18 protein-coding genes are annotated in these 11939 nt (G+C 62.2%); 8 read left to right on the forward strand and 10 right to left on the reverse strand.

Annotated elements, in window-relative coordinates:
- Window positions 1-40 precede the first annotated feature (40 nt).
- The 4 genes from SG26_RS14840 (at window position 41) to SG26_RS21180 (ending at window position 2958) form a co-directional block, all read left to right on the forward strand.
- Window positions 41-1276, forward strand: coding sequence for a digeranylgeranylglycerophospholipid reductase (locus SG26_RS14840; RefSeq protein WP_014040230.1), 1236 nt, complete (start codon window positions 41-43; stop codon window positions 1274-1276).
- 54 nt (window positions 1277-1330) lie between these two features.
- A complete protein-coding gene (locus SG26_RS14845; protein WP_050037989.1) occupies window positions 1331-2044 on the forward strand; it encodes an NAD(+)/NADH kinase in 714 nt (237 codons plus the stop codon).
- 41 nt (window positions 2045-2085) lie between these two features.
- Window positions 2086-2547, forward strand: a complete 462-nt coding sequence (locus tag SG26_RS14850; RefSeq protein ID WP_008309394.1) for a hypothetical protein — start codon at window positions 2086-2088, stop codon at window positions 2545-2547.
- Between the two features lie 234 nt (window positions 2548-2781).
- Window positions 2782-2958 carry a UPF0175 family protein gene (locus SG26_RS21180; RefSeq protein ID WP_129755103.1) on the forward strand — a complete coding sequence of 59 codons (177 nt, stop codon included), beginning with the start codon at window positions 2782-2784 and terminating at the stop codon, window positions 2956-2958.
- Window positions 2959-3002: 44 nt separating this feature from the next.
- On the opposite strand, the gene SG26_RS14855 is transcribed toward SG26_RS21180, so the two are convergent.
- The 8 genes from SG26_RS14855 to SG26_RS14890 all read right to left on the reverse strand — a co-directional run bounded on the left by SG26_RS14855 (window position 3003) and on the right by SG26_RS14890 (window position 8182).
- Window positions 3003-3272 carry a hypothetical protein gene (locus SG26_RS14855; protein ID WP_004517812.1) on the reverse strand — a complete coding sequence of 90 codons (270 nt, stop codon included), beginning with the start codon at window positions 3270-3272 and terminating at the stop codon, window positions 3003-3005.
- Window positions 3273-3282: 10 nt separating this feature from the next.
- Window positions 3283-3582: a hypothetical protein gene (locus SG26_RS14860; RefSeq protein ID WP_050037990.1), complete on the reverse strand. Its 300-nt coding sequence runs from the start codon at window positions 3580-3582 to the stop codon at window positions 3283-3285.
- A gap of 110 nt (window positions 3583-3692) precedes the next feature.
- Window positions 3693-4457 carry a cytochrome bc complex cytochrome b subunit gene (locus SG26_RS14865; RefSeq protein ID WP_014040233.1) on the reverse strand — a complete coding sequence of 255 codons (765 nt, stop codon included), beginning with the start codon at window positions 4455-4457 and terminating at the stop codon, window positions 3693-3695.
- Between the two features lie 4 nt (window positions 4458-4461).
- On the reverse strand, window positions 4462-5265 hold the full coding sequence (locus SG26_RS14870; protein WP_008309387.1) for a cytochrome bc complex cytochrome b subunit: 804 nt from the start codon (window positions 5263-5265) through the stop codon (window positions 4462-4464).
- Between the two features lie 3 nt (window positions 5266-5268).
- Window positions 5269-6135 carry a Rieske 2Fe-2S domain-containing protein gene (locus SG26_RS14875; RefSeq protein WP_014040234.1) on the reverse strand — a complete coding sequence of 289 codons (867 nt, stop codon included), beginning with the start codon at window positions 6133-6135 and terminating at the stop codon, window positions 5269-5271.
- Window position 6136: 1 nt separating this feature from the next.
- Window positions 6137-6556: a hypothetical protein gene (locus SG26_RS14880; protein WP_050037991.1), complete on the reverse strand. Its 420-nt coding sequence runs from the start codon at window positions 6554-6556 to the stop codon at window positions 6137-6139.
- On the reverse strand, window positions 6556-7212 hold the full coding sequence (locus SG26_RS14885; protein ID WP_014040236.1) for a halocyanin domain-containing protein: 657 nt from the start codon (window positions 7210-7212) through the stop codon (window positions 6556-6558). Before SG26_RS14885 ends, SG26_RS14880 begins: the two co-directional genes overlap by 1 nt.
- A 64-nt stretch (window positions 7213-7276) precedes the next feature.
- The gene (locus SG26_RS14890; RefSeq protein ID WP_014040237.1) at window positions 7277-8182 is read right to left on the reverse strand and encodes a hypothetical protein; all 906 of its coding nucleotides are present in this window, start codon (window positions 8180-8182) and stop codon (window positions 7277-7279) included.
- An 87-nt stretch (window positions 8183-8269) separates the two neighbouring features.
- Between SG26_RS14890 and SG26_RS14895 the strand changes: the two genes are divergently transcribed.
- Both SG26_RS14895 and SG26_RS14900 read left to right on the forward strand, forming a co-directional pair.
- Window positions 8270-8752, forward strand: a complete 483-nt coding sequence (locus SG26_RS14895) for a hypothetical protein (protein WP_008309382.1) — start codon at window positions 8270-8272, stop codon at window positions 8750-8752.
- Between the two features lie 90 nt (window positions 8753-8842).
- Complete coding sequence (locus tag SG26_RS14900; RefSeq protein WP_050037992.1) at window positions 8843-9349, forward strand: universal stress protein; 507 nt, start codon at window positions 8843-8845, stop codon at window positions 9347-9349.
- Window positions 9350-9364: 15 nt separating this feature from the next.
- Here the strand turns inward: SG26_RS14900 and nth are convergent, their stop codons facing one another.
- Window positions 9365-10048 carry an endonuclease III gene (gene nth / locus SG26_RS14905; RefSeq protein ID WP_050037993.1) on the reverse strand — a complete coding sequence of 228 codons (684 nt, stop codon included), beginning with the start codon at window positions 10046-10048 and terminating at the stop codon, window positions 9365-9367.
- Between the two features lie 117 nt (window positions 10049-10165).
- Here nth and SG26_RS14910 point away from each other — a divergent pair, with 117 nt between their 5' ends.
- Both SG26_RS14910 and SG26_RS14915 read left to right on the forward strand, forming a co-directional pair.
- Window positions 10166-10684 carry a GNAT family N-acetyltransferase gene (locus SG26_RS14910; RefSeq protein ID WP_044951813.1) on the forward strand — a complete coding sequence of 173 codons (519 nt, stop codon included), beginning with the start codon at window positions 10166-10168 and terminating at the stop codon, window positions 10682-10684.
- Window positions 10685-10739: 55 nt separating this feature from the next.
- Window positions 10740-11279, forward strand: coding sequence for a GNAT family N-acetyltransferase (locus SG26_RS14915; RefSeq protein ID WP_044951815.1), 540 nt, complete (start codon window positions 10740-10742; stop codon window positions 11277-11279).
- Here SG26_RS14915 and SG26_RS14920 read toward each other — a convergent pair whose 3' ends face one another.
- On the reverse strand, window positions 11280-11735 hold the full coding sequence (locus SG26_RS14920; protein ID WP_014040242.1) for a redoxin domain-containing protein: 456 nt from the start codon (window positions 11733-11735) through the stop codon (window positions 11280-11282).
- Window positions 11736-11939 lie beyond the last annotated feature (204 nt).

An 11939-nucleotide genomic window follows, 5' to 3' on the forward strand; every position in this document is an offset into this window, starting at 1 on the left:
ATTCGGAAAGACTGATTACCGACAGGGAATACCCACAACCATGCGCGAGCGCTTTGACGTGGTGATAGCCGGAGCCGGGCCCGCTGGAGCGCAGTGTGCCCGTGATCTAGCGGAGCGAAACTACGAGGTGCTCGTTCTCGAAACCGAGTCCGAAGACGAGTTCCCGCGTCAGAGCAACAAGTCCACCGCCGGGACGTTCATGTCGGCGATGACGGGCTTTGCGATTCCCGATGACGTGGTGATGAACTACACGGACGACGTCGTGCTCGAATCCCCCAACGACCACTACGTCCGCAATCAGACCGGAGCGGTCCTGGAGTTCGCGGAGTTCAAACAGTGGCTCGTCTCGGAGGGTCGGAGCAAGGGTGCGACCTACCGCTTCGACGCCCGTGTCTCAGCACCGATCATGGAGAACGGGGAGATCGTCGGCGTCCGGTACGACGGCGACGAGGAGGTGTACGCCGACATCGTCATCGACGCCACCGGCCCTGCCGCGCCACTGGCGAAGAAACTCGACGTGTGTAACCTCAAGCGGGATCATCAGGCTATCGGTGTCGAGTACGAGTTCGAGGGCGTCGAAGTCAACCACGACGACTACGCCGACCTCCGGGACGCGATGATGCTCCGCCTGGATCACGACCTCGCCCCGGGCGGCTACTCCTGGATTTTCCACACCGGTGAAGACACAGCGAAGGTCGGCCTCTGTTACATCCAGAACGGCTCTCACCAGAAGTACGCGAAAGACGGGATGGGCATCGACGACTATCTGGAGTACTGGCTCGACTCGGACCCCAGATTCGACGACGCCGAAAAGATCGAGGGTACGCAAGCCCACCGCGGGTCGGCCCACATCCAGCCCCCGGATTCGATGAGCACGGACAACTTCATGGCTATCGGCGACACCGTCCCGACCGTCGACCCGCTGTGGGGCGAGGGCATCCACAAGGGGATGAAGTCGGCCCGCGCCGCCGCCGCGACAGCCGATTCGGCGCTCAAGCCCGACGAACCCGACACCTCCGCGGAGAACCTCTCTGTCTACGATCAGCTCTGGCACAGCGAGGTAGCCCCGAAACACAACGCCCGCCTGATGATGACGGAGCTGCTGTATCTCGCTCCTAACGAGCGGTACGATCAGCTGATGGACGACCTCCGGAGCACCGGACAGGACACCCTCAGGCAGATCAACGGCGGTGACCGTCGGGCGATTGCGAAGCTGACCCACCTTTCGGATATGCCGATTCTCGTCGAATACGCGCGCCGTCGCCTCGATATTTGAAGTGACCGCGCGGAGTGCGGCAGGTTTTTTTCCGCCGGCCCGGAGTTTCAGATGATGGGAACCCCCGTTGGTGTGGTCGGTGACGACGCCATAGCAGACGAACTTCGAGACGCTGGCGTGGCTGTTGAACGGGGTAGTGACGGCACTGTTCCGAAGACCGACCGGGTCGTGGCAGTCGGTGAGGACGCCGTCGCTGCAGCGGCGCGGGTCGACGGTGACCCGCTCGTGTTGCCGGTCGCGGCTGGTCGCGGCGTCCGATCAGTACCGCGAGACGACGCCGTCGCCGCTGTGTCAGGGCTTGCTGACGCCCGGGTTGAGACGCATCCGGTCCTCCGCGTGGCGATGCCTGACGGAACGGTCGAACAGGCGTTCTGGGACGTGACTCTCGTTACCGCCGACGCGGCCCGCATCTCCGAGTTCACTATCGCGTCGACGGCCGACCGCATCGGGCAGTTCCGGGCCGACGGCGTCGTAATCGCAACGGCCGCTGGCTCACCGGGCTACGCCCACCGCGTCGGCGGCCCGATTCTGGCGCCGTCGGACCAGGCAGTGGTGGCACCGATCGCACCGTTTGCGACCGACCCGGATCACTGGGTGTTGCCTGTCGCCGGACTCAGTGCTTCGGTGGAACGCGACGAGGCGACCGTCGAGTTACTCGTCGATGACCGCGTATCGCAGCCCGTGGGCTATCAGGAGAGTATCACGATCTCGCTCGGCTCCCCCGTTCGGACCGCCGTCGTCGACGAGAGCCAGTCCAGGTTCGAGTGAGATTGGAAAGACACTAATGGACGGTGGACAGAGCTTTGCATATGCAGCCATCCGTAACGTTCTTTGGGCCACTGGATACCATTCTGGGGAGCCCCACGGTCGGCGGCGCGCTCCTCATCGAATACGTCATCTTCGGAGTGGTAATCGTCAACTTCCTGACCCGGCAGCTCGCCCACAGAAGCCACGTCAAACAGTACGAAAACGATGGCGCGGACGCGGTCAGCCGCCACCCGGCACACACGTTCACCAACATTGCACTGGTCGTGCTGTCGTTTTTCTACATGACGCTCCACCATCACGGCGGGATGGTCTTGTCGGTACTCGTCCTCGGCGCAGTCATCACTGACTTCTTCGAGTTCGAATCCCGGAAAGTCGAGGCGCGCCGTGACATTCCGCTGGAACGGCCGAAAGGGGCCATCGTCGCTGCCCTCGTAGTGTTCATGTACGCGGGCTACCAGAGCCTGTTCTGGGTCATCAAGGGTCCCTGGAGCGCCATCATCTAAACACGGTTTCTCGTTCTGTCGTCTTCGAGTGCCTATAATCCGCTAGTCGCGCGTACTGATAGCCCTACGTGTGTGGTCGGCAAGCAATACTGGGTTCAATATCTTACTTTTGTACACATTCTTTCCTTTATTGGCCTCATATATTCACTTTTCTCCGGATAGTCTGGCTGATTGGCTTAGAAGTAGGCGAAATAGTTTAATACTCGCACTGTATTTGTATCGGTGTAGACGAAGATGTCACACAGGTCCCTCACAACGGCACTGACACTGTATCGCGGGGAAACGCTCACGCTCGAAGAGGCGGCGACGTACAGCGGGGTGTCACCAACAAAATTCGCCGCGGCGCTTCGCTCACGCGGGATCCAGGTGCGTGACGAAGACGGTGCGCCAGTCGACCATACTGCGAACTGAGAGCGGCGTCTATTTCGCCTTCAGAGAACAGCTACTGCGTACTGTTACGCCGACCGCTCGTTGAGATACGCCTGGAATTCACTGATCAGCGGAAGCACGACCCAGAAGGTCAGCGCGCCCAGCACCGCGAACCAGAAGAACGCGTCGCCCATGAACAGGGCGATCTGATCGAACGTGGTCGGTTCCTCGATAGTAAGTTCGCCGGTGAGCTGTGCCCCCTCGAAACTCGGCGTGTTGTACCAGCCCTTGATGGTCATCCAGCCCAGTCCGCCGACCATGAGGCACGCGAACCCCTTCATGAACTCGTCAGCCATTATCCGAACGTTAGGTAGCGTCGTCTTTAGACTTTCCCATTTCCTCGGTACGGAAGCGCGTCGAGAACGCATAGATGACTGTGCCAGCGAGGATGCACGCGATCCCAGCGATGCCGACCGGAACGTCGATCTCCGAGGCGGGCGCCGAGGCCCGCTGTGTCGCCACGTCGACGAGGATGAATCCGGCGACGACGCTGACGACCGCAAACAGCGTCGAAAACACCGTCACGGCCTTGTACACGCGCAGCGGCACCACAACGTCCCGCCGCTCCGAACCGTCCTCAGCCCCCGCTGACTGGTCCTCTGTCATCGTCGCTAGTACGGGCGGGAGCCACTTTACTGCGGCGAGATGCAGTCGCAACGCTCGCGGTAGTAGTAAGCAGAGAATGTAAAAACCGACGGAGAAATCGACCGGTCAGATTACTTCGGCGGCCGCAGCCGGTAGTACCGACGGTTGAGGTCGAACATGTAGCCCTCGCGCATCGTCTTGAGCACCGCGTAGGTGATGGTCGCGCTGACGATAGGGACGAGGAACGTCAGGTCGAACAGCAGGTGCGAGTCCATCGGGACGAGGTTCTTGATGGACAGCGCGGCGATGGTCAGGCTGAAGATGACGCCGGACATCCCGACCGCAGCCCAGAACGGCTGCTCGACGGGACGGCGCGCGGACCCCTTGTTCAGGAAGGGGACGATGGCAACGAAGCCGACGACCACGACGTTTGCCAGCACACCGTAGGTTCGGTCAGCCATGAGCTTCGAGCCGCCGAGGATGCTCAGCTCGGGGTTCAGCGGGCCGAGCTTGAGCAGGCCAAAGGACCAGTAGAGATACCAGTCCGGCAGGATAATTGCCGGCGTCACAGCGGAGTTAGCGGGGTTCGGCATCTCTGGCGGTAACGTCGCCGAGACGAACAGGATCATGCCCACGAAGAACGACGTCAGCGCGATGTTGCGCATCATCTCGTGGGGCCAGGCCGGGAACGCGAGCACGTCACGCTCGACGTAGTCCGACTGCTGGCGAAGGTCCTGGTCCTCGCGGCGCGCCCGCTCGAAGTACTCGTAGGTCAGCCGGGAGAGCCCCTGGGTCCGCTCCTTTCGCTCGGACCATGCGGGAGTCTCGTCGTCCGGCGAGACGATACCGGTGCCGGAACCGTCCGTGCGAACGTCGTCTGTGTCGTTGTCGCTCATAGTATTAGTGTGGCTCAGCGATCCCCTGCATCCAGACGATGCCGATGTGGACCGCGATGATAGCAGTCGTGATGAACGGCAGGAAGAACACGTGCAGGATGTACATGCGCTGTAGCGTAGCCTGCGAGAGCGTGAACCCGCCGAACATCAGCTGTGCGACCCACTCACCGATAAGCGGGATGGAGAGGGACATCTCGACGCCGATCTGGCCGGCCCAGAACGAGAGCTGGCTCCACGGCAGCAGGTAGCCGGTGTACCCGAACACCAGCGTCAGCGAAATCAGGACGATGCCGATGAGCCAGTTCAGCTCCCGCGGCTCCTTGTACGCTCCGGTGAAGTACACGCGGAGCATGTGGAGGAACACGGCGGCGACCATGATCTGTGCGGCCCAGCGGTGGACCGAGCGCAGGAAGTAGCCGAGGTTGAGCTGGCCCATGATGAGCATCACTGAATCGTACGCGACCGTCGGCGACCCGTCGGCAGCTGCGGCGGCCGGTGCGTAGTAGAAGCCCAGCAGCGCGCCGGATATCGCGGCGACGACGTACGCAACTGTCGAGAACGATCCGAGTGCGTACAGTGGGTACCAGTACCAGAACTTGTTGTCGAGATTGTACTGTTCCGTGTGGCTCTTTGGCATCTGCATGTTGACCTTGTAGTAGAGATCTTCGAGGATCTCTAGGTAGTCAACGACGCGCAGTCGCCTGTCGAGCCAGATGAGCACGGTCAAGTACACCGATTCCACCGGCGTCAGCTCGCGCGATTCCATCCAGCCTTTGTGGTCGTGTTCGTCTTTGCGTTCGAGACTCATTGATTACTCCGTTTTTGGTGGGCGTGGCAGCGCCACGAACGTCGATTGCACAGGACTGAACGGGTCGTACACGGACTGGTGGCACTGACAGTAGATGTCGTTGGCTGCGGCGAAGTTAGCGCTTCCCTCCTGTGTCTTGAACCCGGGCACACAGCAGAAGTGTGTACATTTGTTCAGCCAAGCGATGAAGCCCTGGTCGGTCGCCTCGGAGACGAACGACTGGACGTTTCCGGGAAGGTTCGCGTACTCGCCCTCGCCGTTGGCCATCTTCTCGACTTCGACTGACCGGATTATCTGCACTGGGGCGCCGTTCTTGCCCTCGCTGTTGGTCCGCCAGACGACGCTTGCGGGCTTCCCGACGCCAGGGTCGCCGATGCCGTTGCCCCACTCCTGGTAGTCGTCGAACATGTCGACCGTCATCGGCTTGCCGGACTCGTACTCCCCTTGCCAGGAGAAGGATCCAGTACTGTTGAGGAACGTGTTGTTCCGTTCGGATTGCGGGTAGATAGCCGCAGTACTCTGGATACCACAGTACTGGAACCACTGCGAGGAGTAGTCGATACCGCTCCCGCCGAAGTCGGATGCGACCGCCGCACCGGCGTTCTCGTCGTATTCCGGCCAGATACCGCTGATTTCGCCGCCGTTGATCTCGATGGGGATGATCGGCATTCCTCGCGGAGCCGGTCCGTCAGTGTTCTCGACGGCGACGAACGGCGTCGTTCCGCCACCTTCGCCGGCGGCATCCGTCGTCGCGTCGACGGCTGCGGCGCCACCGACGCCGACGCTGGAGAGTGCCGCACTCCCGACGACGCCCTTTACGAAGCGACGACGGCCTGTTTCAGCCGGATATTTGTCTTCATCAAGTGGCATATTATTTCTTGTAGTATGGGTACACTGCGCGTTTGAATGTCTCTGCAAGCTTGTCGCCGTCCGCCATCGTCGTGCCGTCGACGTCTTCCTGACGGATGTAGAGGTCTTCCCACTTGCGACGGCGCTTCTTGACGATCATCACGTCGGGGAGGAACTCCTTTCGGTACAGCAGCATGATGAACGCCAGATCGATGAAGATCGCCGTCAACACGCCGCCCATGAACATGTTGGCCTCGATGAGACGGACCGTCAACACCGTGCCGATGCCGGACGCCCATCCGGCGATCATGCCGTAGGTGAAGAGGCCGACGAGGCCGACCTGAATCACCGTCAGAAGTACGATACCGACAGCCGCTGCTGTGCTCTCGCGCGGCGGTTCGTACCGGTGGATATCACCGTACGTGGAGCCTTCGGACGCCATTAGTTGTTCCCTCCGCTAGTGTGGGGCGACTCGCCGTACTTCAGCTGGAAGAACGTGAATATCAGCGGGATGATGACTGCGAGGCCAGCGCCGAACCCGACGTAGTGTGGCTGAATCGGGACGCCGGCGTAGTGCGGGTCGACTTCGACCGGGCCGCCGCCACCGATTGTCTGCGTCGGGTACTCCTCGCCGACGACGATAGCGCCCTTCATGTTGAGTCCCTCGTGGGGGACACAGAGGTACGGGTAGATGCCGTCCTCCTCGAAGGTGTGCTCGTAGTTGACGCCGGCACTGGAGGCTGTGCTGCCGGAGTCCAGCGGTCCGTCGCCGTCCGAGACGACGTTGTGGCCGCCGCCGTTGCCCGTCCATTCGAACTGGACGGTCGCGCCGTTGTCCACATGGACGGCTGGCGGGCCGAACCCGTACGCGCCGCCGTTGGCCTGCACGCCGACCTCGACAGTTACTGTGTCCTGCCCGGTCGCGTCGACGGTCGACCCGTCGAAGTTCCCGACCGAATCCAGGAAACCGCCGTAGTCCGGGACGGTTTTCGCACCGTCACCGCCTTCCTCCTGTGCGGCGGCTGCGCCGGTGGCACTGAGGGTCGCCGCAGCACCGGCGGCCCCCCCTGCTGTCCGGACGAACTCCCGTCTGTTCATATACACTCTGGAATCAGGACTGAGTTTGTATAAACCCACCGAATACCACCCGCAGGAACCGTCATTACCCGGCTTCGTCAGTCTCGGTCGCCCCGTCTTCAGACCCCGAATTCTGTGGGTCGAGCTCCGGAACGAACTCCGGTCGTTCGCCGTCCTCGAGTCCGATAGCCCGGAGTCTGTCCCGGTACTCTTCGGCGCGGAACGTGTCCGAGAGCCTCGCGTTTGCGACGGTGAAAAAGAGGACGAGCGACACACCGATGAAGGCAGCGCCAGCCACGACCAGGAGCGCAATGCTGGTTCCCCTGTTGCCGATGACGCCAGCGGTCGCGAGCACTGCGCCCCCGAGCAGGGCAATCCCGGCCAGGAGCTGCGCCCCGGCAATCGCCTGTAACATCCAGTTACCGAGTTCGCCGCCACCCTCGGGAACTGACTCCGGTTCGGGAAGGGGCCTGTCGGGGACGTTCTCTGGCACGTCGTAGGAATCCATGGAACACAGCGCGACCGTGGGCTTCACGTCACGCATGACAGTCCCCTCGCCTTCGAGGCTGCCGTCCGGATAGACAACCGCGTAGCCTTCGTCGGAGTACGCGAGAACTCGCGGCGGGTCCCGATGGCGTTCGATGCGGGCGAACACGTCGCGGTTTGCAACGCGGTTCCGCAGGTCCCGCGTGACCCGGTCGAGCAGGTCGTCGCCGGTGATCCAGGAGTCCTCGTCGAAGGCAACGTCCCATTCCTCAGCAGTCATCTCGGCCATGTCCGCCGGGCCGAAGTTGTCGAAGTCGTACTTCTCTTCGACCTGCTTCCGGAGTGCCTCCGTGTCGAGTTCCTCGCCCGACTCTCCGTCGTCGGCCGTCTCGCCGCCGTCATCCTTGGCCCCGTGTTCGCCGGGCTCGGTTTCGGCAGCTACCGCGTCCGCAGGGGTGTTCCCGCGCTCGTCCTCCGTGGGAGACGTCGAGTCCGGGTCGGCCATTGCCCGGGTGTACGGACCGCGACGGCTTACAAGTTCTGACCTTCTGCATCCGGCAGTCTTTAGCGAGCACTGTCCCTAGGTCGGCCTATGGTGTCGGACGGCCTCGTGGCCACAGTCGTGTTACTGTCGGTGAGCCTCAGCCTCCCCTGTTTCCTGTACGGCGCGTATTACATCATCGAGACGGAGCCGGTCACCTGGGACGTGCTCGTGCACCATCTGAAGTTCGTCACGACGGGGCTGGTGTTGACCACAGTCCCGATGGTGTTCTGGATGATTCCACGCCTGCCGGACCAGCTCGGTGGCTTGTCCGCCGTCCACGCGATGCTCGGCCTGCAGGCCTACGCGCTGCTTGCCTTCGGCGGAACCGGAATCGTTCGCATCTTCCGCGCAAAGCGGGAACACGACCTCTACAACGAGTACGACGAAGACCTGTTACTGGACGAAATCGGGGACGAGACGTTCAGCCACTGGCGCTCGCGGCTCCGTATCGGCGTGTTCGGATACGTCATCTTCTGGCTGCTGGCGTATCTGGTCGGTATCGCTCGGTACGCCCTCCGCTACGTGGCGTGAGCGCCGTCGATAGCGGATCTGATTCTCGGAATCTGCGAACGGACTAGATGTTTCATTAGCATTGCATGTCCATCGCTAGCTGTGGTTCCAATGTACGAACACATCCTCTTTCCGACGGACGGTAGTTCCGGAGCAGAAGCCGCGCTGGCACACGCACGCACTCTCGCCGAAACGCACAACGCGACGTTACACATCATGACCGTCCTCGATACGTCGTCGCCGCATATCGGGATGACTGCCGCAGGCCCGGAAGGGGCAACGACCGGCATGACTGCGGAGGAGCACGACGAGTCGGAGTCGGGGATGGTCAACGAAGAACACAACATCGAATCGTCGCTGCGGGAGCGGTCACAGGCCATCGTCGACGCGGCGGCAGACGAGGTCGACGGAGTCGACACCGTCACCGCCGTCGAACACGGCCCACCGCACAGCGCGATCCTCGACTACGTCGACGAGAACGACATCGACCTCATCGTTATGGGGACCCACGGTCGAACAGGAGTCGAGCGATATCTCCTCGGTAGCGTCGCCGAAAAAGTCGTCAGAACGTCCGATGTGCCTGTTCTCACGGCGCGCCTCGGAGAGGACGACAGCTGAAGCCCTCGCGCGGGGCTACCACGCCTCGCCGCTAGCGAGGTCGACGTCGCTGTCTCCTTTCTCGGAGGGACAGATGTCCGCGAGCACGCACGCTCCGCACTCCGCGGAGCGCGCGCCACACACCGCTCGCCCGTGGTCGATAAGAAGGTGCGTGAACTGTTGCCACTCGTCGCTGGGCACCACGTCGAGCAGGTCCTGTTCGATGGCTTCCGGACGCTCTTCTTCGGTAAGGCCCAGTCGCCGCGACAGGCGCTGGACGTGCGTATCGACGACGATGCCTTCGACAATGTCGTGGCCGTGCTGGAGGACGACGTTCGCCGTCTTCCGGCCCACGCCCGGGAGGTCGGTCAGCGCCGACATCGTGTCAGGCACCTCGCCGTCGTGTTCCTCGGCCAGAATCTCACCGATGCCCTGGAGGTAGCCGCCCTTGTTGTTGTGGAACGTGATACCGTAGATGTCCTCGGCCAGTTGCTCCTCGGGGGCTTCGGCGTAGTCCTCGGCGCTCTGGTACTTCTCGAACAGGTCCGCCGTGACCTCGTTGACTCGCTCGTCGGTACACTGCGCGGAGAGGACGACGGCAATCAGCAGTTCCAGACGGCTGCTGTAGTTCAGTGAGATAGTCGAATCGGGGTATTCCTCGTGCAGTCGGTCGACGACCTCTGTTGCCTGTTCTTCGCGTGACTCCAGCGGCGTTCCCATACCGCAGAGCAGTGCTGGGTTCCCTTTGGCGTGTCGTTCTTCGCTGTCTGGACTACAAATGGTACCATTACACATACCACGGCAACACCCTTGTGTCAACTGTGAGCACTCTTGTGCGTGCCAGGACCAGTGTTCATCCACGGCGAGCAGGTGACACTCCACCCACAGCAAGCAACCGACAGCGACCTGCTACAGCGACTATTAAACGAGCCGCAGGTCCGGCAAAACATCGGGTTCACCGAGCCACTCTCCGAGCCAGCCGCCGAAGACCTCGACAGCCGCGATGCCGACACGCACTTCGTCGTCTGTGTAGACGACGAGCCGGTGGGGACGTGTTCGCTTCACGAAGACTACCACCCGTGGGGGTTTGGTGTGCTCGGGTACTCGATGTGTCCGGACCGCTGGGGCAACGGCTACGCGACTGACGCTGTCGACTGCCTCGCACAGTACGCGTTTCAGGAACTGCGATTGAACAAACTCGGAGCGGACTGCTATGCCACCAACCCGGCTTCCGCGCGTGTGCTGGAAAAAGTCGGGTTCCAGCAGGAGGGTCGACGCCGCGACCACGCCTTCGTCGACGGCGAGTACGTCGACCTGCTGGAGTATGGCCTGCTCGCTGACGAGTGGTGTCCTTGAAAATATCTCACACACCTACCGAAGCTTCTTTCACCATCCCTTCGTCGGCTTGTGTATGCCCGGACCAACATTCCTCCGGGGCGAGACAATCACGCTCCGAACGGTCGAAGACGAAGACGTGTCGTTCCTGCAAGAGACCATCAACGACCCGGATGTCAGACACGGCCTCTCGGCCACGGAGCCGATCTCCGAACGGGCTGAACGCGAGTGGGTCGAATCCGTGGCCAGCGGCGAGTCCGATGACGTCCACCTGCTCGTCTGTGCTGACGGCGAGGCGGTCGGTATCATCGGGCTGAACGACGTCACGGACCGAATGGGTATGGCCGAGGTCGGCTACTGGCTCACGCCGGACGCGTGGGGCAACGGCTACGCGACCGACGCCGTCCGGACGCTCACCGAGTACGCCTTTCAGGAGCGGCGGTTCCACCGGGTGTACGCGAAGGTCTTCGCCGGCAACGAGGGGTCCCAACGCGTGCTCGAAAAGGCGGGGTTCAAGCGGGAGGGGACGATGCGGGACCACTGGTTCCGCGACGGCCGCTACGAGGACGTGTATCTCTATGGACTGCTAGAGGGCGAACTGGACCGCGGTGAGTAGCTACAACTCGGCGAGGCCACGCAGAACCGTGTCGAGGTCCGGTACAGTCCCGTCCAAATCATCGAATGCTGTCGCCGCCCGAACGCGACATCGCTTGTCAACGACGAACGCCGCTCGCTGCATGCTCCCGTCCTGTTTTCGGACGCCGAACTGCGCAGCGACGCCGTGGGTGTCGGCCAGCAGGGGGTAGGGAAGCGACAGCGCCGCCGCGAGTGACTGGCAGTCGTCGATACCCGCCGGGAGAACGCCAAAGACTGCTACAGCGTCCGAGACGCCTGCCCAGTCTGTCTCGGCTAACTCGGTGAGGAGGGTCCGCGAATCGGAGGCGTCGCCGGGAGCGAAGGCGACGACCGCCGGCGCGCGGTTCGTTGCGGCCGACAGCCGATAGGTACCAACACCTCCGCCAGCGGTCCCCTGCAGGTCGAAGTCCGGGGCCGGATCGCCAGGGCTGAGCATACCGAGCGAACGGGGAAGCGGGACAAAAGTCCCGCGACCTATAGTAGCCATTGAAAATCAGTGCACACCTGCTCGCACGACGGCAGTGCGATCAGTGTGTAATTCGTTTCAATTGTTACTATAGACAGGCGACTGCTCCCTGTGTAGGGACGCTGGCAGCGGCATCAGAGTGCGGCCAGCAGTCGTTGTCCGGGGGCATCTCGT

It is taken from the genome of Haloarcula sp. CBA1115, from assembly GCF_000827835.1.
In the GTDB taxonomy this organism is placed as follows: Archaea; Halobacteriota; Halobacteria; order Halobacteriales; family Haloarculaceae; genus Haloarcula; species Haloarcula hispanica.